Source organism: Tardiphaga sp. 619_E2_N8_4 (genome assembly GCF_051810905.1).
GTDB classification, from domain to species: domain Bacteria; phylum Pseudomonadota; class Alphaproteobacteria; order Rhizobiales; family Xanthobacteraceae; genus Tardiphaga; species Tardiphaga robiniae.
Map to the genome: position 1 here is coordinate 1,982,555 of NZ_JBPWQJ010000001.1, position 24,004 is coordinate 2,006,558.

A 24,004-nucleotide genomic window follows, 5' to 3' on the forward strand; every position below is an offset into this window, starting at 1 on the left:
TTGAGCCACCATGGCGATCAAAGCCTTAATGCTTTCATAACACCGGGGCGAGGTAAGCCGTCGCATAGGGCCAGACTTCGCGGGCACCGCGATAGATCATGTCACCCGCCACATAGAGAATGATGGCGAGGCCGACATAGGCGATCCAGCGGTGCTTCTGCAGCAGCTTGGCGATGAAGGAGGCGGCGAGACCCATCAGCGCGATCGACAGCACCAGGCCGAAGATCAGGATGCTCGGGTGCTCACGCGCAGCACCAGCGACCGCGAGGACGTTGTCCAGCGACATCGACACATCGGCGACGGTGATCTGCCAGATCGCCTGGCCCAGCGTCTTGCGCGGGCCGTTGGCCGTGCCATCGGCATTGAGCTGGTTCTCGAGCGCGTCGAGATCGTGCTCATGGCCGGCGCGCAATTCGCGCCACATCTTCCAGCACACCCACAGCAAGAGGATGCCGCCGGCCAGAAGCAGGCCGATGATCTGCAGCAGTTGAACGGTGATGCTGGCGAAGCCGATGCGCAGGATGGTGGCGGCGATGATGCCGATCAGGATGGCCTTGCCGCGCTGTTCCTTGGGAAGGCCGGCAGCCGCAAGGCCGATCACGATGGCGTTGTCGCCGGCGAGAACCAGATCGATCATCACGACCTGGAAAAGTGCAGTCATAGCTTCAGCGGTGAAGAAGTCTGTCATGTGGGCCACTCCGTATGAACGTCCAGTCCGACATCACAGTTCGGGTGAACTGCCAGAGGGGCCCGGGCCAGGACGTGCTTGTTAAAACTCGTGCTTGCAAACATGCGGGTTTGATCCCGCGGTTGATCCGATCCGTTACTCGGGTTGATCCGAGAGGGTGACAAGCCGAACCATCTGGTCAGGCTCGATGAGAATGGTGATGCCGACCCCGATGAAGGTCAGGACGCCGGCGACATCGAACCAGGTCGCGCGCCGCGCGAAGTTCCGCGGAATCAGCGCGCCACCGGCCATCAATGCTGCAAGTGCGAATAGCAGGGTGGCGACCATCGGCGCCAGCGCATCGAGCGAGACAAATGCGCGCAAGGCCAGTGCCGCGGTCAGCGCCAGCAAAAGGGTTGCGGCAAACAGCTCCTTGACCCGGTGAGGGGCAGGAGGCGCATACTTGCAGCCGATGCTGTTGCGATCCGTAAAGGCCATCGTTGTCCTGTCGGGTATCGTTTCATCCCGTCCGCAACGTTCTTGCAGCTCGATAGTCGTGCTACAGGAAGTCGTCAGATCTTTAATTCATACTGGATAGTTTCGTAATCATGAAACGTGGCGAAAATCAAGAGGATTTCGCTGGAGTGCAGCGCGGCAAAGCCTTGCCGGAAGCGCGGCAGTTGCGAAAACAGGCTGGGGATTGGCTGAAGGCGCGGCGAGCGGAAGCCGGGTTGTCGCAGGTCGATCTCGCCGCAAAACTTGGTCTCAAATATTACACGTTCATCTCGCAGGTTGAGAACGGCTTCAGTCGGGTGCCCACCGAAACGATGGAAGCATGGGCCATTCAGCTCGGTCTGGAGCCGGCCGCCTTCGCAAAACATTTGCTGGTCTATTACGAGCCGGAATTGCACCGGCTGCTGTTTGGAGCACCCAAATGAACGTCATCGCATTTCAGCGCAAACCGCTGCAGGGCGCGTGGAGCGAGACCGAGCTCGCAACGCTTGCCGACACGATCAATCTCGGGCATCGCGGCCGCGAATGGGAGACTGGCATCACTGAGAACGGCGATGCGCAGCTCTATCTGCTGGGACCGCAGCCGGAGCAGGCCTGCGAATTGTGCGTATCGCGCGTGGATGGCCAGTACATTCTCGAAGATGGCACCGGGCGCCTGTTGTTCGAGCATCGCAGCCTGCCGCTGGTGGCGGCGCATGCCCGCACTGCGCTGCGCGGGACGCGATGGTGGCTTGTCGCACGGATTGTCATGGTGTGGTGTACGATTCGCCATATGCTTCATGACGAGATCGAACCCTTGATGACCGAGGGCGAAGAACTGCTTGTCCATTTCGCTCCGCAGCTCGCTGCTTTCGTGTGACGGCTGCATCCAACCGAAAGTATTCATGACGAAATCTGCGACTGCCCGGACTGCCAAGCCTTCTCGAAAGACCGCTACCCGCAAAACTGTTTCGCGCAAATCCGCTCCGGTCAAAAAAGCGGTGAGCAAGGTGGTGTCGAAATCATCGGCCAAATCACCGGGGGGCAAGCTGCCGGAATGGAATCTCGCGGATCTCTACACGGCGATCGACGCGCCGGAGATTGCCGGGGATCTCGACAAGATTGACGCCGAATGCGCGGCATTCGAAGCCGATTACAAGGGCAAGCTCGCGGAAGAGACGGTTAAGCCCGGCGGTGGTGTGTGGCTTGCGGGCGCTGTTCGCCGTTATGAGGCGATTGACGATCTCGCCGGCCGGCTCGGCTCCTATGCCGGTCTCGTCCATGCCGGCGACAGCGTCGATCCTGCGATTTCGAAATTCTACGGCGACGTCTCCGAGCGCATCACCGCGGCGTCGGTGCATCTCCTCTTCTTCGGCCTCGAACTCAATCGTGTCGACGATGCCGTGATCGAGCAGGCGATGCAGACGCCCGAGCTTGGCCACTACCGGCCGTGGATCGAAGACAGCCGCAAGGACAAGCCCTATCAGCTCGAAGACCGCGTCGAGCAGCTGTTTCACGAGAAGTCCCAGACCGGTTATGGCGCCTTCAACCGCCTGTTTGATCAGACGATCGCAGGTCTGCGCTTCAAGCTCGGCGGCAAGGAGCTGGCGATCGAGCCAACGTTGACCATGCTGCAGGACCGCGCGCCGGCCAAGCGCAAGGCGGCCGGGCAAGCGCTGGCGAAAACCTTCAAGGCCAATGAGCGCACCTTTGCGCTGATCACCAACACGCTGGCCAAGGACAAGGAAATCTCCGACCGCTGGCGCGGTTTCCAGGACATTGCGGATTCCCGCCATCTCAACAATCGCGTCGAGCGCGAAGTCGTCGATGCACTGGTGTCGTCGGTGCGCGCAGCCTATCCGCAGCTGTCGCATCGCTATTATCAATTGAAGGCGCGCTGGTTCGGCAAGAAGAAGCTCGCCCATTGGGACCGCAACGCGCCGCTGCCATTCGCACCGACCGGCACGATTCCATGGTCGGACGCGCAGGACATGGTGCTGACCGCCTATGGCGCGTTTTCACCTGACATGGCCAATATCGCCAAGCGCTTCTTCACCGATCGCTGGATCGATGCGCCGGTGCGCCCGGGCAAGGCGCCCGGAGCGTTCTCGCATCCGACCACGCCGTCGGCGCATCCCTATGTGTTGATGAACTATCAGGGCAAGCCGCGCGACGTGATGACGCTCGCCCACGAACTCGGCCATGGCGTGCATCAGGTGCTCGCTGCCCGCAATGGCGCGCTGATGGCGCCGACGCCGCTGACGCTGGCCGAAACCGCCAGCGTGTTCGGTGAAATGCTGACCTTCAAGCGGCTGCTGTCGCAGACCAGGAGCGCCAAGCAGCGCCAGGCATTGCTCGCGGGCAAGGTCGAGGACATGATCAACACGGTAGTGCGGCAGATCGCGTTCTATTCATTCGAGCGCGCTGTTCACACCGAGCGGCGTCACGGCGAACTCACCGCGCAGCGGCTTGGCGAGCTTTGGCTCAGTGTGCAGACTGAAAGCCTCGGGCCCGCGATCGAGATCAAGCCGGGTTACGAGAATTTCTGGATGTACATCCCGCATTTCATCCACTCGCCGTTCTACGTCTACGCCTATGCCTTCGGCGATTGTCTCGTGAACTCGCTCTATGCAGTCTACGAGAACGCTCAGGAAGGGTTTGCGGATCGCTACCTCGCGATGCTCGCCGCCGGAGGCACCAAGCACTATTCGGAGCTGCTCAAGCCCTTCGGACTCGACGCCAAGGACCCGACCTTCTGGGACGGCGGCCTCTCGGTCATCGCCGGGATGATCGATGAGCTTGAAGCGATGGGGTAGGCGTACGTAAAACATTTGTTGTACGTACGCGAGCTTTCTGTTATACATTCCGTACAACAGGGAGTTGGACCTATGAATGGAGCTGCCCGGAATCCCGAATTCGAGGCAACGGCGCTTCAAATTCGTAAAATTGGTAATTCGGTGGGAGTGATTTTGCCGAAGGAATTGCTCGCGCGCCTCAATTTGAAGGAGGGCGACAAATTCTATCCGGTTGAACAGCCAGACGGAAGCTTGCGGCTGTCTCCCTTCAATCCGAAGCATGCGCGGACGATGGAAATCGCCCGCAAGGTGATGCACGAATACAGGGATACATTCGCCGCGCTGGCCAAATGAACGCGACATTCGAGCCATTGTGGCTTGATGTCGATGAAGTAATCGACATGCACGCGGAACAGCTTGCTATGTTTGGTGGTCCCGAAGGTGTTCGGGACCACGGCCTCCTTGAGTCGGCAGTGCTACGGCCGATCAATCAATGGCATTACGGCGAGACTGATATGGCGGCGCTTGCTGCAGCTTATGGATACGGTCTCGCCAAAAATCATGCGTTCGTTGATGGCAACAAACGCATCGCCTTTCATGCGATGATGGTGTTCTTGCGCATGAATGATATCTCGTTCGCCCCAGATCCCGGCGAAGCTACAGAGATCATCCTTGCCCTTGCTGCCGGCGAAGTCAGCGAGCAATCGCTCACGCGCTGGATTCGGGACAATTGGCCGGCCTGACGCACTGCGGTATGTAAAGATTGCCGTGGTATGCCAGCAACCGTTGCTCTCCATATCCAATTGCGCTAATTCCGTGGCAACATACGAAATACGAGGCGGGAGACCCTGATGTCCGATCACAGCGAAGTCGCTTACACCACGGCCGATGGCAACGACTATCCGGCGCATGAGCAGACCTATGAGGGCTTTCTCATGCTGGTGAAGTGGGGCACCATCGGCGTCATCGCCATCGTGGCCCTGATGGGCATCTTCCTCACCTGATCTATCGCCGATTGCGCCGCCCGACACGGGTGGCGTCCTGTCCTATTTGCTCACGCGCGTGCCTTGCGCCGCCGGAGGCCCCATGAAGATCGCCGTTGCCAAGGAAATCGATCCGTCCGAACCGCGCGTGGCGATCTCGCCCGACACGGTGAAGAAGTTCAAGGCGCTCGGCGTCGATGTGGCGATTGAGCCTGGCGCCGGCATCAAGTCCGGCCTGCCGGATTCGGAATACACGGCCGTTGGCGCCACCATCAGCGCCGATGCGGTGAAGGATGCCGACATCGTCATCAAGGTGAAGCGTCCCGAGGTGTCCGAACTCGCCGGTTACAAGCGCGGTGCGCTGGTGATCGCGATCATGGACCCCTATGGCAACGACGCCGCACTGAAGGCAATGGCCGATGCCGGCGTGTCGGCCTTCGCGATGGAGCTGATGCCGCGCATCACCCGTGCGCAGGTGATGGACGTGCTGTCGAGCCAGGCCAATCTCGCCGGCTACCGCGCTGTCATCGAGGCCGCCGAAAACTTCGGCCGCGCTTTCCCGATGATGATGACAGCCGCCGGCACCATTCCGGCCGCCAAGGTGTTCGTGATGGGCGTCGGCGTTGCCGGCCTGCAGGCGATCGCGACCGCGCGCCGCTTGGGCGCGGTGGTCACCGCGACAGACGTGCGCCCGGCCACCAAAGAGCAGGTCGAGAGCCTCGGCGCGAAATTCCTTGCGGTGGAAGACGACGAATTCAAGAACGCACAGACCGCCGGCGGCTACGCCAAGGAAATGTCCAAGGAATATCAGGCCAAGCAGGCCGCGCTCACTGCCGAGCATATCAAGAAGCAGGACATCATCATCACCACCGCTCTGATCCCGGGCCGGCCTGCGCCGCGTCTGGTCACCGCCGAGATGGTGGCGTCCATGAAGCCCGGTTCGGTGCTGGTCGATCTCGCCGTCGAACGCGGCGGCAATGTCGAAGGTGCCAAGCCCGGCGAAGTCGCTGACGTCAACGGCATCAAGATCGTTGGTTATACCAATGTCGCCGGCCGCGTCGCCGCCTCGGCGTCGAGCCTCTATGCGCGCAATCTGTTCTCGTTCATCGAAACGTTGGTCAACAAAGAGACCAAGGCGCTCGCGGTGAACTGGGACGACGAACTGGTCAAGGCAACGGCTTTGACCAAGGACGGCGCCGTCATTCATCCGAACTTTCAGCCGAAGACCGCTTAAGGAGCGCTGCCATGGATCATGCCTCGCTGGTCAGCCCGTTCGTCTTTCAGCTCTCGATCTTCGTGCTCGCCGTGTTCGTCGGCTATTTCGTGGTGTGGTCGGTGACGCCCGCGCTGCATACGCCGCTGATGTCGGTGACCAACGCGATCTCCTCGGTGATCGTGGTCGGCGCACTGCTCGCGGTCGGCGTCAATATGGTCGGCAGTGGCGGCGCCTTGGCGCGCGGCTTCGGCTTCGTCGCGCTGATCTTTGCATGCGTCAATATTTTCGGCGGCTTCCTGGTCACGCAGCGCATGCTTGCGATGTACCAGAAGAAAAAGAAGTAAGGGCAGCCCGATGAACGCCAATCTCGCCGCACTGCTCTATCTCGTCGCGGGCATCCTCTTCATCCTGTCGCTGCGCGGGCTGTCCAGCCCGGCGTCCAGCCGCCAGGGCAATTTCCTCGGTATGGCCGGCATGGTCATCGCCGTGGGCACCACGCTGGCCGCGCATCCGCCGGCCGATGGGCTCGGCTGGGTCCTGGTGATCCTCGGTATCGCCATCGGTGGCGGCATCGGCGCGGTCATCGCCAAGCGCGTGCCGATGACCTCGATGCCCGAACTGGTCGCGGCCTTCCACTCGCTGGTCGGCATGGCCGCTGTGCTGGTTGCCGCGGGCGCGTTCTATGCGCCGGAAGCCTTCGGCATTCTCGATCCGGTAACCAAGAAGATCGTCGGCGCCAGCCTCGTCGAAATGTCGCTCGGCGTCGCCATCGGCGCGCTGACCTTCACCGGCTCGGTGATCGCGTTCGCCAAGCTCTCCGGCCGCATGAGCGGCTCGCCGATCATCCTGCCGGCGCGTCACATCATCAATATCGCGCTTGCCCTGGCGCTAGTGTTCTTCATCTTCGGTCTGGTCCGTTCGGGCAGTGCCGTCGACTTCTGGCTCATCACCGTCATCGCGCTGGTGCTCGGCGCGCTGCTGATCATCCCGATCGGCGGCGCCGACATGCCGGTCGTGATCTCGATGCTGAACTCCTATTCCGGCTGGGCAGCCGCGGGCATTGGCTTCACGCTGGGCAATTCCGCGCTGATCATCACCGGTGCGCTGGTCGGCTCGTCCGGCGCGATCCTGTCCTACATCATGTGCCACGCGATGAACCGTTCCTTCATCTCGGTCATCCTCGGCGGCTTCGGCGGCGAGACCGCGGCGGCCGGTGGTGGCTCGGGCGAACAGAAGCCGGCCAAGCTCGGCTCGGCGGACGACGCGGCCTTCATCATGAAGAATGCGCAGAAGGTCATCATCGTGCCCGGCTACGGCATGGCGGTGGCGCAGGCGCAGCATGCTTTGAGAGAGATGGCCGACACGCTGAAGAAGGAAGGCGTCGAGGTGAAATACGCCATTCATCCGGTGGCAGGCCGTATGCCCGGCCACATGAACGTGCTGCTGGCGGAAGCCAACGTGCCTTATGATGAGGTGTTCGAACTCGAGGACATCAATTCGGAATTCGCGCAGGCTGACATCGCCTTCGTGATCGGCGCCAACGACGTCACCAATCCGGCGGCGGAAGACGACAAGACTTCGCCGATCTACGGCATGCCGGTGCTGCAGGTGTGGAAGGCCGGCACCGTGATGTTCATCAAGCGCTCGCTGGCGTCCGGCTATGCCGGCATCGATAACCCGCTGTTCTATCGCGACAACACCATGATGCTGCTCGGCGACGCGAAGAAGGTGACGGAGAACATCGTGAAGGCGATGTAAGTCCCACCCTGATGACCTTCATCAAAACGCCCGGCTACAAGCCGGGCGTTTTTTGTTTGAAAGGTCAGCTCGCAGCGTCTTCCTTTGGCAAGCGATACAGCGCGCACAGCTTGTTGCCGTCGGGGTCGCGCAGATAGGCCAGATAAAGCTTCACGCCGCCTTCGCGGATGCCCGGCGGTTCTTCGCAGGTGGTGGCGCCATTGGCGATGCCGGCGGCGTGCCAGGCATCGGCTTCTTCCTGCGATTTGGCGAGAAAGCCGATGGTGCCGCCATTGGCAGCGCAAGCAGGCTCGCCATTGATCGGCTTCGACACCGAGAAAGTACCGGTCTTGGTCCGCCAGAAAACCCGGTGGCGATCGACGGCGCCGGGCGGGACGCCCAGCGTGCCGAGCAGCTTGTCATAAAACGACTTCGCGGCTTCGAGGTCGTTGGTGCCGATCATGACATGTGAAAACATCTCGCTTCCTCTCCCACTTTCTTGCAAACTCACCTTCAGGTGATACGCAACTATACGCATCATATGCAGTTTGGCGAGACGGCATGATCCCGCCGCGCAATCGGTTTTATGGGTCTGCAATAGCGGCGTGTCGCTTGCTGCCGAACCCGTTTTCAATCAGGACACTTGCTTGATGTCAGCACATCCCATGCCCAGATCGTCCTGGATTTTCCCCACGTTGGCCGTTCTGCTTTTTGTCGCGACGTCGATTCCTTCGCTCGGGATCGGATTCACGGAGACGACTGCTGGCATTGTGTTCGCGGTCGTTCTGCTGGTCATCCTGTTCGGCACGGTGTTCGCCGCCGTGCATCATGCCGAAGTCATCGCACACAAGATCGGCGAACCGTTCGGCACGCTGTTGCTGACACTGGCCGTGACTATCATCGAGGTGGCGCTGATCGCCTCCATCATGCTGGGTGACAAGGCCGTCCCGACGCTGGCGCGCGATACTGTCTTCGCGGTGGTGATGATCGTTTGCAACGGGTTGGTTGGCATCTGCATCCTCGTCGGAGGGTTGCGTTACCGAGAGCAGGATTTTCAGGTCACGGGGTCGAATATTTATCTCAGCGTACTGATTGTGATGGCGACGATCACACTGATCCTGCCGAACTACACCCTGACCACTCCGGGACCTTTCTATTCGAACGCACAGCTCGCCTTCGTCAGCGTTGCCACCATCATGCTCTATGCGGTGTTTCTCTACACACAGACCATCCGACATCAGGATTACTTCGTTGCAGACGGAAGTAGCGAAGGTGCCGCAGGCGGGCATGTTTCCAACCGTCTTCTGGCCGTCAGCGCCGTTTTGCTGCTGGTCTCGTTGCTGGCGGTGGTGCTGCTGGCGAAGAAATTCTCGCTGGTGGTGGATGCCGGCATTGAACGGATCGGCGCGCCGGAAGCCTTTGCCGGTATTCTCGTGGCGCTGCTGATCCTGCTGCCGGAAAGCGTCGCCGCCATTTCTGCCGCGCGTGGCAACGATCTGCAGAAGAGCATCAACCTCGCACTCGGTTCATCGCTCGCCACTATCGGACTGACGATACCTGCGGTTGCGGTGGCAGCCTATGCGTTAAACAAGGAACTGGTGCTCGGTCTCAGTGCGCAGAAGATGGTGCTGCTGGTGATGACCTTCGTGCTGAGCATGCTGACCTTTGGCACCGGACGCACAAACATCCTGTTCGGGCTGGTTCACTTGGTAGTGTTTGCGGTATTCATCTTCATGGTGTTTGTGCCGTGACCACTTTGGAGAATGAGACGATGCTCGCTGCCCAGTCCGACGTTCAGCAGGACACGCCCGAAGTTCGCGTCACCGAATGGCGACTCGCGCCTGGCGCGGCGACTGGTCACCACACCCATGGGATGGACTATGTGATCGTTCCGATCACCACGAGCGTGATGACCATCGTTGCGCCGGACGGCACCCGTTCGCAGGCGCCGATCACGACCGGCAAATCCTATTTCCGCAAAGCAGGCGTCGAGCATGACGTTCTGAATGAAACCGACAAGGAAATCGTGTTTCTCGAGGTCGAGGTTAAGAAAGCTTAACCTTGTCTGCCTCCAGCGGCTGCCGGTTCATCGTGCTTAGCCTGCTGAGGACGACCTGAAACAATTCAATGCGACGGATTGGAACTTTGCCTTCGATCCGTCGCGATTGATCCCTGAATCAGCCTCAAATTCCTAGCATGAAGCAGCTTGGGGAAGAGGCCGGTTCATGCTGCACAAGTATCTCTCGAAGTTCACCATCGATATCTTGCCGTCGATTCTGGCGACGATCGTGGGTGCCTATATCGTCAATCACTACATCATCCCGAAGGCGAGCCCGGATCGCCCCGCTGCGGCTGTCGCATCGACGTCTGCGGAGCCGAAGCCTGACACCAAGGCAGCGACAGCCAAGCCCGCCGAGAATTCTGCCGACCTCGCCAATCTGCCCGAATCGGCCCCGGCCAAGGCCGGCGATAAGCCAGTGGTCGAGAAGGCCAGCATCGAAAAGCCCGAGGCGGCCACGACACCCGAGCCGCGTCGCCATCAGCCGGCATTGCGCGAGAAGGCAGCGGCCAAACCCGCGCCGGCTCCGGCCGCGCCTGGGCCGGTCCTTGCCACCGTGGGCACTGCGCCAGCGGCGAATGCCAGCGCGGATGAACGCCGCGACGCCAACGATCTCGCCCGTGCTGCCATCGAGCGCCTGAACCGCAGCGAGCCGCGACCCCAGGAAGCTGCCCGTGCGCCTGAGACTCCGCGTGCACCGGAGGCGCCTCGGGTGCAGGAAGCCGCACGGACTGTTTCCCCTCCGTCGATGCAGCAGCTGCCGCCGCCAATCGTGGTGGCGACGCCAAGCGTCGAGAAGCTCGATCCCATGCCCTCGCAGGCCGAACGCCCCGAAGTACGTCGCATTCGTCCGCCCGGTGACATCCCGACGCCGCAGCCGATGGATATGCAGGCGGATGCTGCTGGCACACCGCGATCTGAGCGCACCAACGTGGCCGAAGACGTGCTGTCTGCGGCAAAGTCGGTGTTCAATTCGGTGATCCCGCGCCCGTTCGAGCGGTAAGGGAAGCGTGGATCGTCCGAGCGTTGCTCTCACGCATGCAGGGCGACGCGTATTGCTATCAGCCTGACCCCTGCCAGCCTAGCCCGCGCGTCCACCCGTGCGGGCGAGGCCGCTCCGCGCTGCATCGTCCTTCGGGCGCAGCGCGACAGCGCGGCTGTAGGAGTCTGCGGCCTTGGCCCTGTCGCCAAGCTTCTCATAGGTCGCGCCGCGGGTCAGCCAGACCTGGGCATTGCCCGGTGCCACCTGCGAAGCCTCGTCGAGATCCGCTGCGGCTTCCTGGTTTTTGCCGAGGGCGAGATAGCATTGCGCGCGGCCGAGCAGGGGATCGGCCTGCTGCGGCGTCAGGCCGTTGGCCGACGTAAAATCCGCGATGGCAAATTCATATTTCTTCTCGGACTGATAGAGCAGCCCGCGTTGGTAGAAGGTCTGCGCACTGTGCGGATCTAGGTCGAGTGCCTGATTGAAGGCCAGCAGCGCGTCATCGGGTTTGCCGGATTGTGCGAGCGCCTGCGCGCGTGCAGCGTGGATCTGTGCATCCTGCGGATTGGTCTTGCCGGAATTCGCGGGCGGCGGGGGCGCCAGAGCCGTGGTCTTCGGTTCGTCCTTGTCAGACCCTGGTGTTAGTGACGACAGGTTGAACGAGCATCCGGTGCCGCACAGACCCGTAACGATAAGGGCAATCGCGGTAAGGCCGCGGGCGCCGAAGCGGGACGGGGACTCGCGGACGGGACATTCCATGCAGGGCCAATCTCACGCAGCGACCAATGACCTATTGGTAGCGCGACATCGAGCAAAATGCACCCGATCAAGACCAGCGCGCCAAAGAAGTAGTTCGCGCAAAAAGCAACTGCGCAAAAAAATAACGCGGGCTTTGGCCCGCGTTATCAAACTCGGTGGATGAAGTCCGCTTAGCGCGCCGGACGCGGAGCGCCCGCGCCGCCAGCGCCGGGACGGCCGCCACGATCGGCGCCAGGACCCGCGCCGAACACCGGCTTCGGCTTCATCGGCAGCAGGCCTTCGCGCTGCAGCTTCTTGCGAGCCAGCTTGCGTGCGCGACGCACAGCCTCAGCCTTCTCGCGAGCCTTCTTCTCAGAGGGCTTCTCGTAGTGACCGCGGAGCTTCATCTCGCGGAAAATACCCTCACGCTGCATCTTCTTCTTCAGCGCCTTGAGAGCCTGATCGACGTTATTATCGCGAACGAGAACCTGCACGCGGCATCCTCTTTTCAATTGATCGGATTTGAATTTCGGTAAAGTGAAGGGCCGACAAAGGCCATGCCCTTAACCTCAAGGGCGCCGATGTACCAGATGAAATGGCGAATGTCCACCTTGCGGCGCCGTCATTTTAACCTTCTGGGCTGGGAAAATAACCTATTTTTTCCGAATTTTCCCGGGTGGGGATAGGGCAGGTTCGCTGTCTCGACAGGTATTGGAGCACGGACGCATAATTCCCGTGGCGACTCAGCCGGGACGCCGATTACGACCGGAGAGCATCATGAATGGGAAAAAATACGCGGCCGAGCTGATCGGCACCTTTTGGCTCACATTTGCAGGCTGCGGCAGTGCCGTAATCGCGGCAGCATTTCCGCAGGTCGGTATCGGTCTCGTCGGCGTCTCGCTGGCCTTCGGCCTCAGCGTCGTGACCATGGCCTATGCCATCGGCCACGTTTCGGGCTGCCATCTCAATCCTGCGGTCACCGTGGGCCTTGCGGCGGGTGGACGTTTCCCCGCCGGCCAGATTCTCCCTTATGTGATTGCGCAGGTCGTCGGTGCGGTTGCAGGTGCGGCCGTGTTGTATGTCATCGCCAGCGGCGCTGCCGGTTTCGACCTTGCCAAGGGCTTTGCGTCGAACGGCTACGGCGATCATTCGCCCGGCAAATACAGCATGGTCGCGGGCTTCATCATGGAAGTGGTGATGACCATGATGTTCCTGTTCATCATCATGGGCTCCACGCACGGCAAGGCCCCTGCGGGCTTCGCGCCGCTGGCAATCGGGCTTGCGCTGGTGATGATCCACCTCGTCAGCATTCCAGTCACCAACACGTCGGTGAATCCGGCGCGCAGCACCGGGCCGGCATTGTTTGTCGGCGGCTGGGCACTGCAACAGTTGTGGCTGTTCTGGGTGGCACCGCTGGTTGGCGGTGTTCTCGGCGGCGCGATCTATCGCTGGTTGAGTGACGAGCCCACTGGCGTGGTGGAAGGCAAGGCGACCGCCTGACGATGAGGAGGTGAAGCCGGCGCCGTTACGTCGCCGGCTTCACCTCAACCACGTGGCCCATCTTGCGGCCGGGCTTCGGCGCGCCCTTGCCATAGAGATGCACGGTAGCGCCGGGGACGGTAAGCCACTTGCCGTAGTCGAGAATGTCGTCGCCGATCAGGTTGATCATGGTGACCTGGCCGTGGCGGACGGGTTTGGCGAGCGGCCAGCCGGCGATGGCGCGGATGTGCTGTTCAAATTGCGACACCGAGGCGCCATCGAGCGTCCAGTGGCCGGAATTATGCACGCGCGGCGCAATTTCGTTCACGACAAGCGTCGCGCTGTCCTTACCGGGCACGACAAACAGTTCGACGGCAAAGACGCCGACATAACCCAGCGCAGTGCCGATCTTCTCGGCGATCTCACGCGCCTTTGCGGCAAGCGTGTCGGAGATGCGTGCGGGGGCATAGGAGAATTTCAGGATGTGATCGCGATGCTCGTTTTCGGTGACGTCGAAACATTCGACATGGCCGTCGGCGCCGCGTGCAGCGATGACCGAAACCTCGCGTTCGAACGGCACGAAGGCTTCAAGGATCGCGGAATTGGTGCCGAGATCCTTCCAGACCTGATCGAGATCGTCACCCTCGCGGATGATTGCCTGGCCCTTGCCGTCATAACCGAAGCGACGCGTCTTGATGACAGCTGGCAGACCGATCTTCTTGACCGCTGCATGGAGCTCGCCAGCGTTCGCAACGCCTGCGTAACCGGCTGTGCCGATACCCAGTGACGTTACAAAATCCTTCTCGGCCAGACGATCCTGCGTGGTCTGCAGGATTGTCTGTGCGGGCAGAACCGGGCGCCGCGCGTCGAGGATCATCGCGGTGGCGGCCGGCACGTTCTCGAATTCGTAGGTGATGACGTCGCAATCACTGGCGAACAGTTCGAGCGCCTCGACATCCGCATATTCAGCGCATGTCGCGTTCTGCACGACATCGAAAGCCGGCGAATCCGGATCCGGTGAAAAAACCTGACAGCGGAGGCCGAGGCGTGCTGCGGACATCGCCAACATGCGACCGAGCTGGCCGCCACCGAGAATGCCGATCGTATCGCCCGGCTTGAGAACCTTCGTCACCACAGCGCTCACGCCGCACCTTCCGGCTTTTCAGCCACGGCATCGGTCTGCGCCTTGCGCCAGGCGGCGAGCTTTGTTGCCAGTGCCGTGTCGTGCAGCGCCAGCACGCTCGCCGCGAGCAGTGCCGCATTGATCGCGCCGGGTTTGCCGATGGCCAGCGTGCCGACGGGCACGCCGCCCGGCATCTGTACGATCGAATAAAGCGAGTCGACGCCGGACAGCGCCTTAGATTCCACGGGCACGCCGAATACCGGGAGTTCCGTCAGCGCCGCGGCCATGCCGGGCAAATGCGCAGCGCCGCCGGCACCGGCGATGATGATCTGGAAGCCCGCTGCCTTGGCGCCCTTGGCGAATGCGACCAGCCGGTCCGGCGTGCGGTGGGCCGAGACGATGCGAGCCTCATGGGATACGCCGAGCGCTGTCAGCGTTTCGGCGGCGTGGCGCATGGTTTCCCAGTCCGACTGGCTTCCCATAATAATGGCGACGGGCGCGGTCATTCCGTATTTTCTTTCGCGAATCCAGAAAGATAGGCTGGAAATACAATGTCGTCCCCTTGCGTGGCAAGGAGCGTGGCAAACATGATCTCGTCTTGGTGAAGACTGGCAAGCCTTGTAACAAATCCCATGCAAAAGAAAACCCGAACGCCTGCTGCAAAGTCGGTCAAACGTTCCATGAAGCCGGCGTTGCGCGGTTCCAAGGCGTTGGTGTCGCTGCCGAAAAGCCGCGCGCCGGCGGCCGCGCTGACGATTCGGGCGGCTGGAAGCGCAACTCACACAGGCCGAGGCGAAGATTGCCGAATTGCGAGCTTCGGCGGAACCGACTCCTGCTCGACATTCTCAACCGCCGTGGCTTTGCCCGCGAGCTGACCCGCGCCGTGGCCTTCATCGCCCGCTATAGCGCGACGGGTGCACTGATTGTGCTCGATGTCGACCGCCTCAAGCCAATCAACGACGCCTTCGGTCACGCGGCCGGCGACATCGTGCTCAAGGCAGTGGTTGGCGTGCTCCGGCGGCATGTCCGCGCATCCGACGTGATCGGGCGGCTGGGTGGTGATGAGTTCGTGCTGTTGCTGTGGAATGTCAGCGAAGTCGACGCGCGCGCCAAGGCGCAGGTTTTGGAAGCCGCAATCGACCAGCTCACTTTCGTCTTCCGCGACATCAACGTGTCGGCTGGCGCCTCTGCAGGCGTCGCACTGCTGGGTCCCGATGTCGATGGCGAAGCCGCGTTGGTTCAGGCCGACAGGGCGATGTACGTGCGCAAGACCGCGCGACGCGCGAAAGTGTAGTTAGCCATCGCCGGCGTTGGCGCCTTACAACGCGCTGAGGTCGCTTGGCACTTCGCCAAAGGCGCGGATCACCTGGGCGTCGCCGAACTCGCCGATCATCGGATCGCCGGTACGGCTGAAGGCCAATGCGCCGATTGAACCTGGCGCACGGGACAATAGTTCGGCGCGGCGGATGGCGCCGGATGCGCTCTGACATTCCTCGGCGGCACCGGCGGCCGGCGAACCAGAGTCGTCTTGCAGGAAGGGCAGCGCGACATAATAGGTGATATCGGCCATGGTGCCCTCACGAGTCGATTGATCTCGGCGCAAGAATGTTCTTATTTTGTTCTTGTTGTCAAGTTTCGACAGCGCCTCGTTTGCAGTCGCCCCATTCCGCTCCTGTTAGGCCGCAATGGCTCGCTTGCGCAGTGCGAGCGTCACGTCGGGCAGCGCGAGCGCCATGGCGATCAATTCGCGGCGCCCAGCAGTTTTCACCGCGCCACAATGCGATGCTGGCCAGAATTAAGTCTGGCTGTCATGCCTACGATGCCGCGCGAAAAGAGCGGCGGCCGTCGCGAAGCAAGGTTTTGACGACGGGCGAGTTCAACGCCCAGCCTGCAGCATTCGCCGCGAGTTAAAGAAAGCCGATCCATCGATCATCGCGCGTTGAGTTCGCAGCCTTGGCCGTTCTTTAACCCACAGCCACAGCGCGACGCGTTGTCTCAGGCAATAATATCCGGGGTGATCTGGTCTTCGATAAAGGAGATCCGGTCTTTCAGTTGAAGCTTCCTCTTCTTCAACCGTTGCAGTCGCAAAAGATCGGGTGCCGGCGAATGCTGTAAGGCATCGATAGCGGCGTCGAGGTCGCGATGTTCCTGCTGCAATCGGGCGAGTTCTAACGGGAGTTCGCGATCTTCGTCGTCGTTCATGTTTCTAGCTGACTGGATTCGCAAGTCATTTGCGAGAGATTTCTAGAGTGACTATCGCCGGTGCAGGCGCACCACGCAAGCCGTCCGGTTCCAGGTTTTTGCGGCGCAATCAGGTCACGATTCGTTTCAGACGATACCCGAAACTCAAAATACACTTTTCAATACCCATCGACAGATGTCCACTGTCATGTAGAATTCATCGTCCAACCGAACGTATCCTGAGGTTCAATCCTACCGAGGAGTTTTCGAATGGCACTACAGGCGCATCTCGTCGAACTGGAACGCAAGCACAAAGTTCTCGAAAGCGAATTGCACGAAGCGCTCGTGCACCTGTCTACCGACGATCTCCGCATCGTCGAACTCAAGCGTCGAAAACTGATGGTCAGGGACGAAATCCAGCGTCTCAAAAACGGGGCCAGCGAAACGGTGCACTGATCAACGGCTGCACTGATCAGCGAACGATAAATCACAGCATCGACATCGCCGTCTACGTCACTGCTTTCGCGTAGGTGCGATGACGTCTTCCCCTCATCCCGCGATAGGTTTGCGACGAAGCTCCAGTTATTCGGTTGGCCTGGATCGCTTCGCCTGCAACCTTTCGCGTTCAATGTCCCGCCATCTCAGCCACGTAGTCCGCTATGGCCAGCGATGATGTCAGCCCCGGTGACTCGATGCCGAACAGGTTGATAAGGCCCGGCACGCCATGGGTCTGGGCACCCTGGATCATGAAATCCTGCACCGCGACTGCGGGCGGCACGATCTTCGGCCGCATTCCGGAATAGCTTGGCATCAACGCGCCGTCCGGCAAACTCGGCCAGTAACGCCTGATGGCCGGATAGAACCTCTCTCCGCGTGCCGGATCGACCGTGTAGTCGATATGATCCACCCACTCGACGTCAGGTCCAAAACGCGCCTGACCGGCCAGATCGAGCGTCAGATGCACGCCGAGACCGCCCGGTTCCGGCACGGGATAGATCAGCCGCGAGAACGGTGCTTTCGCATTGCAGCTGAAATAACAGCCTTTCGCCAGATAAGCGGGCGGTATGAGGTCGAGCGGCATGCCGTCGAGCATGCGAGCGATCGCGGTTGCGGACAGGCCTGCTGAATTGATCAGCATGTCGCAGGCTAGTGTCATCGGAGCTTCGCCGCCGACATCCAGCTCGAAACCGTCGGCGGTGACTCGGCCACGTTCCAGCGGCGCGAGGAATGCGAAGGCCGCGCCGGCGGCTTCCGCTTCACCGCGCAGCGACAACATGTAGCTGTGGCTGTCGACGATCCCCGTGGAGGGGGACAACAGCGCGGCTTCGCAAGCCAGTGCCGGCTCCAGCGCCCGTGCCTCTGTCCCGGATAATTGCTTGAGGTCAGCGACGCCATTGGCTTCGGCATGCGCTTTGATCGACGCCAGTTTGGCGATCTCCTCCGGACGTGTGGCGACGATCAGTTTCCCGGAGTTGCGATGTGGGATGCCGCGATCGCGGCAATAATCATAGAGCGCCTGTTTTCCAGCGACGCAGAGCCGTGCCATCAGGCTTCCGGCCGGATAATAGATGCCGGCATGGATGACCTCGCTATTGCGCGACGAGGTCACGGTACCAATCGCGTCCGCGGCCTCCAGCACGATGACCTCGCGTCCCGCTTCCGCCAGTCGCCGGGCGATCGCAAGACCCACGACGCCGGCGCCCACCACCACGCATTCAACCTTGTCCATGTCGCGTCCGATAGTTTGCTGCGCCGGTCAGCTGCGGTTCGACCTTACGCATGTGGCGCATTAGTAAAACATTAAGCATCACAGCTAATTACCACCAAATTTCGCCGCATTCTGCAGGTGCGACGATACGCATTTACCTGATCCACATACCTGTAACCAAACACTCACGCTGCGAATACGCGGGTGTGTAATGACTGGCAAGATCGGGCGATCAGACAGCAAGGCGGCAGTGTCCGTCATCGCGGTCGCGTGCCTTCTCGGCAGCATTGCCGGAGCCCACGCAGAATCCCCGGCGGTTCATTATATCAGTGAACTCGACCCGCAAATGATCTGGCAGATCCTCATCGGTGGATTTGTCGCGCTGGCATTTCTCGCCGCCATTGTGCTGTGGGTCGCCTCGGCGCTGCGCAATGTGCGTCGCGAGCAGCATCGTCGCAATGCGTTTGTCGGTTCTGCCCTCAATCATCTCGGCCAAGGCATCGTGATGCTCGACGACCAGAAGCGGGTCGTGTTTTGCAACGATCGCTATCTTGAGATCTACGACCTGACGCGCGCCGACATCACCAAGGATATTACCGGTCCAGAATTGCGTGAGTTACGCCGCCAGCGTGGCAAGCTCGATCTGGCCACCCAGAGCTTCTACGAGCAGACTGTTTCCGCCGGCGAGTACATTGCCGAAATGCCCGGCGGGCAATCCGTTCACGTCAAGTTCAGCCGGCTTCCCAATGGCGGCGCCATTGGCATTCATGAGGACTGCACCGAGCAGCGTTTCCTGCAGCGCGAGCTTGCGACCACCAAGCAATTCCTCGAATCTGTCCTTGATCACGTCCCGATCTGCGTCGCGGCCAAGACCATTGACGATGGCCGCTATATCTTCGCCAACCGGGCTTTCGAGACCTTCTCTCGGCTCTCGCGCGATAAGATCGTCGGCAAGCGACCGGATCAGATATTCTCCGCACAGTCTGCGAAAGCGATTGCCGAAGCCGATGCCCTGGCAGTGGAAACGCGCAGTCAGTGTCGCAGCGAGTTCAATGTGGAGATTGGCTCAGACCTCCGCACGCTGGATAGCAATCGCGTGATTGCCTTTAACGAACGCAATGAGCCGGCATTTCTGATTGCGCTGTTCGAGGATGTGACCGACCGTAAGTCGCTGTCCAAGGAACTGGAGAACGCCAAGAAATTCCTTGAGACCGTGCTCGACAACATTCCTGTCTCGCTGATGGTGCAACAGATCAGCACCGGTCGTTATCTGTTCGCCAACCGCGGCGCAGAGGTCATTTTGGGTCGCAAGCGCGAAGACGCTATCGGTCTGACCGTTCCCGAAATGCTTCGCCCGGAAGAAGCGAAGCTGATCGTCAGCCGGGATCAGGCCGCGATCAGGGGCCGAACACCGATTGCGGAAGAGCATCCGATCAGCACGCGCGACGGATTGCGGCTGTTCCTGACCCGGCGGGTCACCGTGCTCGACGAAGCAGGCGAGCCGCAATATCTGATCAAGACCCACGAAGATGTCACCGACCGCCGCCAGACCGAGGCGCGGATGGCGCATATGGCCTATCACGACGGCCTGACCGATCTGCCGAACCGCCCGGCCTTTTTGCAGGCCCTGTCGCAGATGATCGATGCCTGCGGCGAGACTTCCGAGGAATTCGCGGTGCTGTCGATCGATCTCGACGGCCTGAAGGAGGTCAACGATGTCTTCGGTCACGCCATCGGTGACAAGCTGCTGATCGAAGTGTCGCGTCGTGTCGATGCAGCCGTGGGCGGCGGAGTTGTGGCGCGGCTCGGCGGTGACGAGTTCGGCGTGATCATCGACGGCGAGCAGCCCGCGGCCGGGCTGTTGATCGCAGAGCGGATCTCCGCGGCCCTTGCGGAGGAATTCCCGATCGAGGGCAAATCGGTGCGTACAGGCGTCACCACGGGCATCTCGCTGTTCCCGCGCGACGGCCATGACCCGGCCGCGTTGCTGGCGAATTCCGGTGCGGCGCTGTTCCGTGCCAAGTCGCAGTCGCGCGGTTCGATCAGCATCTTCGAGCCGCAAATGGACCAGCAACTGCGCGATCGCCGCGTGCTGCATCAGGACCTCTCGGCCGCGATCCGCAATGGTGAATTGTCGCTGCACTACCAGCCCCAGGCACGCGCCGGCCAGACCGTGGTCGATGCCGACATTACGGGCTTCGAGGCACTGGCGCGGTGGATTCATCCGACGCGCGGTTTCGTGCCGCCCGGAGACTTCATTCCGCTGGCCGAAGAAAGTGGCCTGATCGTCGAGATGGGCGAGTGGATCCTGCGCCAGGCCTGCCTTGAGGCTGCCTCGTGGCCGGTGCCGCTGCAGATCGCGGTCAATCTGTCGCCCGCGCAGTTCATGCATGGTGATCTCGTCGGCCTCGTGCATTCAATCCTGCTCGAAACCGGCCTGCAGCCCGGTCGCCTTGAGCTGGAAATCACCGAGGGTGTGCTGATCGAGGATTTCGATCGCGGCGTCGCATTGCTGCGGCGGTTGAAGGCGCTCGGCGTGCGCATCTCGATGGACGACTTCGGCTCCGGCTATTCCTCACTGACCTATCTGCAGGCATTCCCGTTCGACAAGATCAAGATTGACCGCGCTTTCGTGATCAATCTGGGGCTCAATCCGCAGTCCGCTGCCATCGTGCGCGCGGTCATCGGGCTGGGCCATGGCCTCGACGTCGCGATCGTTGCGGAAGGCGTCGAGACCCACGAGCAACTCTGCTTCCTCGCCAGCGAAGGCTGCGACGGCGTACAAGGCTACTTCATCGGGCGTCCTGCCCCGATTGCGCAATATGCTGCGCTGGTCGGACGGATTGCCGCCGCAGCGCCCGTCGCGCGCATGGTCGGTTGAGCGACAGGCCGTTGCGAAGTGCTGATGTTGTTGAGCCCGCGGCGTTCCGCGGCTAGCTTGCGGTTATGACGAATCTCACTGCGACAGTCGCGGATCCGGCGGCCAGCGATGCGCCGGTCATCGCCTATCCCACGCCCTTGCTGCGGATCGACGGCGTCACCAAGAAATTCGGCGCGCATAGCGCAGTCAACGATCTCTCTTTGGACATCAAGGCCGGTGAATTCTTCGCGCTGCTTGGCCCGAGCGGCTGTGGCAAGACCACGTTACTGCGCATGCTGGCTGGTTTCGAAGCGCCGGACACGGGCAAGATCGAGTTGAACGGCGAGGATATCGCCGCGGTCTTGCCGCATCAGCGGCCCGTCAACATGATGTTCCAGAACTATGCGCTGTTTCCGCATCTCAACGTGCGCGACAATATCGGTTTCGGTCTCAAGAGCGCTGGCTTGACGCGTCTCGGCATCGATACGCGGGTTGCCGAGATGGTGGCGCTGGTCAAGCTCCAGGGACTGGAGAAACGCCGGCCGGATCAATTATCGGGCGGCCAGAAACAACGCGTGGCGCTCGCCCGGGCGCTGGCGCGGCATCCGCAATTGTTGCTGCTCGATGAGCCGCTGGCAGCTCTCGACAAGAAGCTGCGCGAGGAAACCCAGGTCGAGTTGATGGCGCTGCAGCGCCAGCTCGGCACCACCTTCGTGATCGTCACCCACGATCAGGAGGAGGCGATGACCATGGCCGACCGTATCGGCGTCATGAATGACGGTCGCCTGCAGCAGGTCGCGACACCGCGACAGCTTTATGAGGCGCCCGCATCGCGCTGGATCGCGGAGTTTGTCGGTGACATCAACATCATCGAGGGCGGGATCACGCACCGTGACAGTCATCGTCTGACGATTGCAGGCCGCGATGTAGGAACCCTGTTTGCGATCGAGCCGCGACAACCTGTCGGCGACGCGGTCATCTGCATTGCGATCCGCCCGGAGAAGATCCGGTTGTCGCGTCGCGGGCCGGCAACGGACCTCGTCAATAGCGGCGCCATGAACAGCCTTGAGGGTGTCATTTCCGACGTCGGCTATCTCGGCGGTCGCTCGCTCTACAAAGTGAAGCTCGACCGTGGAGCCACATTGCGGGTCGCTCTCGCTAATACGGCGCGTCTCGATGTCGATGCCTATTCGATCGGCGAGCGCGTTGCGGCATGGTTCGCCCCCGATGATTGCGTGGTGCTGGTTCAATGAGCCGCAATGGCATCTTTACGGCGCCGGCGCGGCTGGCTGCCATCCCGCCCTATGTCTGGATGGTGCTGTTCTTTCTGGTACCCTTCGGCTTCGTGCTGAAGATCAGCCTGTCGCAGACAGCGATTGCGCAGCCACCTTATATGCCGGTGTTCAGTCTGTCCGAAGGAATCGCCGGGCTAAAGGCGTCGTTTGCCGCGCTGTCGCTGGATAATTTCCGGCTGCTCGTTTCGGACAATCTCTATCTTGCGTCCTATCTGCGCAGTGTCCTTGTCGCCGTCGTGTCGACCCTGATCTTGCTCGCGGTCGGTTATCCCATCGCCTATGGCATGGCGCGTTTGCCGCGACGCTGGCAGGGCATTGCGATGATGCTGGTGATCGTGCCGTTCTGGACCTCGTTCCTGATCCGCATCTATGCCTGGATCAACATCCTGCAGCATGACGGCTTGCTCAATAAGGTCCTTCTTGCGCTGCACGTCGTATCGACGCCAATCGTGTGGCTCTCCACCGACAGTGCGATGTATCTCGGCATCGTCTATTCCTATCTGCCTTTCATGATCCTGCCGCTCTATGCCACGCTGGCGAAGCAGGACCCGTCGCTGATCGAGGCCGCCGCCGATCTCGGCGTCTCGCGCATCGACGCCTTCTGGCTGGTGACGGTTCCCTTGTCCCTGCGCGGCGTCGGCGCCGGTGCACTGCTGTGCTTCATTCCGATCATGGGCGAATTCGTCATTCCCGATCTGCTCGCCGGATCGAATTCATTGATGATCGGCCAGACGCTGTGGCTCGAATTCTTCACCAACAAGGATTGGCCGGTCGCCTCTGCCACCGCCATCGTGTTGCTCGGGCTGCTGTTGATCCCGTTATTGGTCTATGACCGGCTGCAGCGCCGGCAGCTGGAGGCGCGCTGATGGCCGTGCATCCGCTCCGCCTGTCGCGCTTTAACGTCACGTCGCTGGTGCTTGGTCTGGCGTTTCTCTATCTGCCGATCGTCATTCTGGTCATCTATTCGTTCAACGCGTCTCGCCTCGTGACCGTGTGGGGCGGCTGGTCGACGCGCTGGTACACCGAATTTTTCAACGACCGCGCGATGCTGGACGCTGCCTGGATGAGTCTCCGTGTGGGTGTCGTGTCAGCAACACTGGCAACGCTGCTCGGCACTTTGGCCGCGATAGCGTTGACGCGTGGCGCGGGATTTCGCGGCCGGATGCTGATGTCCGGGATGCTCTATGCGCCGCTGGTGATGCCCGAAGTGATTACCGGCCTGTCGCTGCTGCTGCTGTTCGTGGCGCTGGATGCCGGGCGCGGCTTTGTCACGGTGACCATCGCCCACACCACACTGACCATGTGCTTCGTCGCTGTCGTGGTACAGTCGCGTCTCGCCGGGATCGATCGCAGCCTCGAGGAAGCGGCGATGGATCTCGGCCGCGATCCGCTCCGCGCATTTATAGCCGTCACGTTGCCGCTGATCTGGCCGGCCATTGCAGCGGGCTGGATGCTGGCCTTCACACTGTCGCTGGACGACCTCGTCATCGCTAGTTTTACGACCGGGCCGGGTTCGGCGACGCTACCGATCCGGATCTATTCGGAAGTGCGTCTCGGCGTGAAGCCGGAGATCAACGCGATCTGCACGCTGATCGTCGGTTTCATCGCCGTCGTTATCGTGCTGGCATCGCTGGTGTCGAAACTGTCGAGCGCCCGCGGCGAAAGCGCGGCGCCGTTGTAAGGCAAAAA

Annotated in this window: 29 protein-coding genes and 1 pseudogene; 19 read left to right on the forward strand and 11 right to left on the reverse strand. The window is 61.2% G+C overall.

The window, feature by feature from the left end:
• Window positions 1–34 precede the first annotated feature (34 nt).
• Both AB8A23_RS09410 and AB8A23_RS09415 read right to left on the reverse strand, forming a co-directional pair.
• Window positions 35–688, reverse strand: coding sequence for a TerC family protein (locus tag AB8A23_RS09410; protein ID WP_231079233.1), 654 nt, complete (start codon window positions 686–688; stop codon window positions 35–37).
• Between the two features lie 135 nt (window positions 689–823).
• Window positions 824–1,165, reverse strand: coding sequence for a hypothetical protein (locus AB8A23_RS09415; RefSeq protein ID WP_309943133.1), 342 nt, complete (start codon window positions 1,163–1,165; stop codon window positions 824–826).
• 110 nt (window positions 1,166–1,275) lie between these two features.
• On the opposite strand from AB8A23_RS09415, the gene AB8A23_RS09420 reads away from it, so the two are divergent.
• The 9 genes from AB8A23_RS09420 to AB8A23_RS09460 all read left to right on the forward strand — a co-directional run bounded on the left by AB8A23_RS09420 (window position 1,276) and on the right by AB8A23_RS09460 (window position 7,911).
• A complete protein-coding gene (locus AB8A23_RS09420; protein WP_089265882.1) occupies window positions 1,276–1,605 on the forward strand; it encodes a helix-turn-helix domain-containing protein in 330 nt (109 codons plus the stop codon).
• Window positions 1,602–2,039 (forward strand): hypothetical protein, encoded by a 438-nt coding sequence (locus tag AB8A23_RS09425; protein ID WP_089265883.1) that lies wholly within the window; start codon window positions 1,602–1,604, stop codon window positions 2,037–2,039. The genes AB8A23_RS09420 and AB8A23_RS09425 overlap by 4 nt, the downstream gene beginning before the upstream one ends.
• Before the next feature lie 25 nt (window positions 2,040–2,064).
• Window positions 2,065–3,975: a M3 family oligoendopeptidase gene (locus AB8A23_RS09430; RefSeq protein ID WP_439059858.1), complete on the forward strand. Its 1,911-nt coding sequence runs from the start codon at window positions 2,065–2,067 to the stop codon at window positions 3,973–3,975.
• Between the two features lie 72 nt (window positions 3,976–4,047).
• Window positions 4,048–4,308 (forward strand): AbrB/MazE/SpoVT family DNA-binding domain-containing protein, encoded by a 261-nt coding sequence (locus AB8A23_RS09435; RefSeq protein WP_120287136.1) that lies wholly within the window; start codon window positions 4,048–4,050, stop codon window positions 4,306–4,308.
• Complete coding sequence (locus tag AB8A23_RS09440; RefSeq protein ID WP_120287135.1) at window positions 4,305–4,697, forward strand: type II toxin-antitoxin system death-on-curing family toxin; 393 nt, start codon at window positions 4,305–4,307, stop codon at window positions 4,695–4,697. The genes AB8A23_RS09435 and AB8A23_RS09440 overlap by 4 nt, the downstream gene beginning before the upstream one ends.
• 108 nt (window positions 4,698–4,805) lie before the next feature.
• Window positions 4,806–4,958 carry an aa3-type cytochrome c oxidase subunit IV gene (locus AB8A23_RS09445; RefSeq protein WP_089265886.1) on the forward strand — a complete coding sequence of 51 codons (153 nt, stop codon included), beginning with the start codon at window positions 4,806–4,808 and terminating at the stop codon, window positions 4,956–4,958.
• 82 nt (window positions 4,959–5,040) lie between these two features.
• Window positions 5,041–6,171, forward strand: a complete 1,131-nt coding sequence (locus AB8A23_RS09450; RefSeq protein WP_309943144.1) for a Re/Si-specific NAD(P)(+) transhydrogenase subunit alpha — start codon at window positions 5,041–5,043, stop codon at window positions 6,169–6,171.
• A gap of 11 nt (window positions 6,172–6,182) precedes the next feature.
• On the forward strand, window positions 6,183–6,497 hold the full coding sequence (locus tag AB8A23_RS09455) for a proton-translocating transhydrogenase family protein (protein WP_089265888.1): 315 nt from the start codon (window positions 6,183–6,185) through the stop codon (window positions 6,495–6,497).
• Window positions 6,498–6,507: 10 nt separating this feature from the next.
• Window positions 6,508–7,911 (forward strand): NAD(P)(+) transhydrogenase (Re/Si-specific) subunit beta, encoded by a 1,404-nt coding sequence (locus AB8A23_RS09460; protein WP_089265889.1) that lies wholly within the window; start codon window positions 6,508–6,510, stop codon window positions 7,909–7,911.
• Between the two features lie 64 nt (window positions 7,912–7,975).
• Here the strand turns inward: AB8A23_RS09460 and AB8A23_RS09465 are convergent, their stop codons facing one another.
• Entirely contained in the window at window positions 7,976–8,368 is a 393-nt protein-coding gene (locus AB8A23_RS09465) for a VOC family protein (protein ID WP_089265890.1), read from the reverse strand.
• Between the two features lie 172 nt (window positions 8,369–8,540).
• Between AB8A23_RS09465 and AB8A23_RS09470 the strand changes: the two genes are divergently transcribed.
• From AB8A23_RS09470 to AB8A23_RS09480, 3 genes are all read left to right on the forward strand, one after another.
• The gene (locus AB8A23_RS09470; protein WP_231079237.1) at window positions 8,541–9,641 is read left to right on the forward strand and encodes a calcium:proton antiporter; all 1,101 of its coding nucleotides are present in this window, start codon (window positions 8,541–8,543) and stop codon (window positions 9,639–9,641) included.
• Between the two features lie 20 nt (window positions 9,642–9,661).
• Window positions 9,662–9,949, forward strand: a complete 288-nt coding sequence (locus AB8A23_RS09475; protein ID WP_068730343.1) for a cupin domain-containing protein — start codon at window positions 9,662–9,664, stop codon at window positions 9,947–9,949.
• Window positions 9,950–10,115: 166 nt separating this feature from the next.
• Complete coding sequence (locus AB8A23_RS09480; protein ID WP_439059857.1) at window positions 10,116–10,952, forward strand: hypothetical protein; 837 nt, start codon at window positions 10,116–10,118, stop codon at window positions 10,950–10,952.
• Window positions 10,953–11,030: 78 nt separating this feature from the next.
• On the opposite strand, the gene AB8A23_RS09485 is transcribed toward AB8A23_RS09480, so the two are convergent.
• Window positions 11,031–11,690: a tetratricopeptide repeat protein gene (locus AB8A23_RS09485; RefSeq protein ID WP_439059856.1), complete on the reverse strand. Its 660-nt coding sequence runs from the start codon at window positions 11,688–11,690 to the stop codon at window positions 11,031–11,033.
• A gap of 170 nt (window positions 11,691–11,860) precedes the next feature.
• The gene (gene rpsU / locus AB8A23_RS09490) at window positions 11,861–12,163 is read right to left on the reverse strand and encodes a 30S ribosomal protein S21 (RefSeq protein ID WP_089265892.1); all 303 of its coding nucleotides are present in this window, start codon (window positions 12,161–12,163) and stop codon (window positions 11,861–11,863) included.
• A gap of 283 nt (window positions 12,164–12,446) precedes the next feature.
• Between rpsU and aqpZ the strand changes: the two genes are divergently transcribed.
• Window positions 12,447–13,169 (forward strand): aquaporin Z, encoded by a 723-nt coding sequence (gene aqpZ / locus AB8A23_RS09495; protein WP_093757126.1) that lies wholly within the window; start codon window positions 12,447–12,449, stop codon window positions 13,167–13,169.
• 25 nt (window positions 13,170–13,194) lie between these two features.
• On the opposite strand, the gene AB8A23_RS09500 is transcribed toward aqpZ, so the two are convergent.
• From AB8A23_RS09500 to AB8A23_RS09510, 3 genes are read right to left on the reverse strand one after another with little or no spacing between them, the layout of a single operon-like run.
• A complete protein-coding gene (locus tag AB8A23_RS09500; protein WP_439059855.1) occupies window positions 13,195–14,280 on the reverse strand; it encodes a 5-(carboxyamino)imidazole ribonucleotide synthase in 1,086 nt (361 codons plus the stop codon).
• Between the two features lie 8 nt (window positions 14,281–14,288).
• Window positions 14,289–14,777 (reverse strand): 5-(carboxyamino)imidazole ribonucleotide mutase, encoded by a 489-nt coding sequence (purE, locus tag AB8A23_RS09505; RefSeq protein WP_068728790.1) that lies wholly within the window; start codon window positions 14,775–14,777, stop codon window positions 14,289–14,291.
• On the reverse strand, window positions 14,774–14,977 hold the full coding sequence (locus AB8A23_RS09510; protein ID WP_439060591.1) for a hypothetical protein: 204 nt from the start codon (window positions 14,975–14,977) through the stop codon (window positions 14,774–14,776). The genes purE and AB8A23_RS09510 overlap by 4 nt, the downstream gene beginning before the upstream one ends.
• Between AB8A23_RS09510 and AB8A23_RS09515 the strand changes: the two are divergent.
• Window positions 14,904–15,565: pseudogene (locus AB8A23_RS09515) on the forward strand (GGDEF domain-containing protein). The gene AB8A23_RS09510 and the pseudogene AB8A23_RS09515 overlap by 74 nt on opposite strands.
• A gap of 24 nt (window positions 15,566–15,589) precedes the next feature.
• Here the strand turns inward: AB8A23_RS09515 and AB8A23_RS09520 are convergent.
• Both AB8A23_RS09520 and AB8A23_RS09525 read right to left on the reverse strand, forming a co-directional pair.
• A complete protein-coding gene (locus AB8A23_RS09520) occupies window positions 15,590–15,841 on the reverse strand; it encodes a hypothetical protein (RefSeq protein ID WP_439059854.1) in 252 nt (83 codons plus the stop codon).
• A gap of 425 nt (window positions 15,842–16,266) precedes the next feature.
• Window positions 16,267–16,473 carry a YdcH family protein gene (locus tag AB8A23_RS09525; RefSeq protein WP_068728782.1) on the reverse strand — a complete coding sequence of 69 codons (207 nt, stop codon included), beginning with the start codon at window positions 16,471–16,473 and terminating at the stop codon, window positions 16,267–16,269.
• Window positions 16,474–16,722: 249 nt separating this feature from the next.
• Here AB8A23_RS09525 and AB8A23_RS09530 point away from each other — a divergent pair, with 249 nt between their 5' ends.
• Window positions 16,723–16,908, forward strand: a complete 186-nt coding sequence (locus AB8A23_RS09530) for a YdcH family protein (protein ID WP_068728781.1) — start codon at window positions 16,723–16,725, stop codon at window positions 16,906–16,908.
• Window positions 16,909–17,077: 169 nt separating this feature from the next.
• Here the strand turns inward: AB8A23_RS09530 and AB8A23_RS09535 are convergent, their stop codons facing one another.
• Window positions 17,078–18,181: an NAD(P)/FAD-dependent oxidoreductase gene (locus tag AB8A23_RS09535; protein WP_120287130.1), complete on the reverse strand. Its 1,104-nt coding sequence runs from the start codon at window positions 18,179–18,181 to the stop codon at window positions 17,078–17,080.
• Between the two features lie 190 nt (window positions 18,182–18,371).
• Here AB8A23_RS09535 and AB8A23_RS09540 point away from each other — a divergent pair, with 190 nt between their 5' ends.
• The 4 genes from AB8A23_RS09540 (at window position 18,372) to AB8A23_RS09555 (ending at window position 23,996) form a co-directional block, all read left to right on the forward strand.
• Window positions 18,372–21,041, forward strand: coding sequence for a sensor domain-containing protein (locus tag AB8A23_RS09540; protein ID WP_439059853.1), 2,670 nt, complete (start codon window positions 18,372–18,374; stop codon window positions 21,039–21,041).
• A 65-nt stretch (window positions 21,042–21,106) separates the two neighbouring features.
• Window positions 21,107–22,273 carry an ABC transporter ATP-binding protein gene (locus tag AB8A23_RS09545; protein ID WP_439059852.1) on the forward strand — a complete coding sequence of 389 codons (1,167 nt, stop codon included), beginning with the start codon at window positions 21,107–21,109 and terminating at the stop codon, window positions 22,271–22,273.
• Complete coding sequence (locus tag AB8A23_RS09550) at window positions 22,270–23,181, forward strand: ABC transporter permease (protein WP_439059851.1); 912 nt, start codon at window positions 22,270–22,272, stop codon at window positions 23,179–23,181. Before AB8A23_RS09545 ends, AB8A23_RS09550 begins: the two co-directional genes overlap by 4 nt.
• On the forward strand, window positions 23,181–23,996 hold the full coding sequence (locus tag AB8A23_RS09555) for an ABC transporter permease (protein ID WP_175367826.1): 816 nt from the start codon (window positions 23,181–23,183) through the stop codon (window positions 23,994–23,996). The genes AB8A23_RS09550 and AB8A23_RS09555 overlap by 1 nt, the downstream gene beginning before the upstream one ends.
• Window positions 23,997–24,004: the final 8 nt, after the last annotated feature.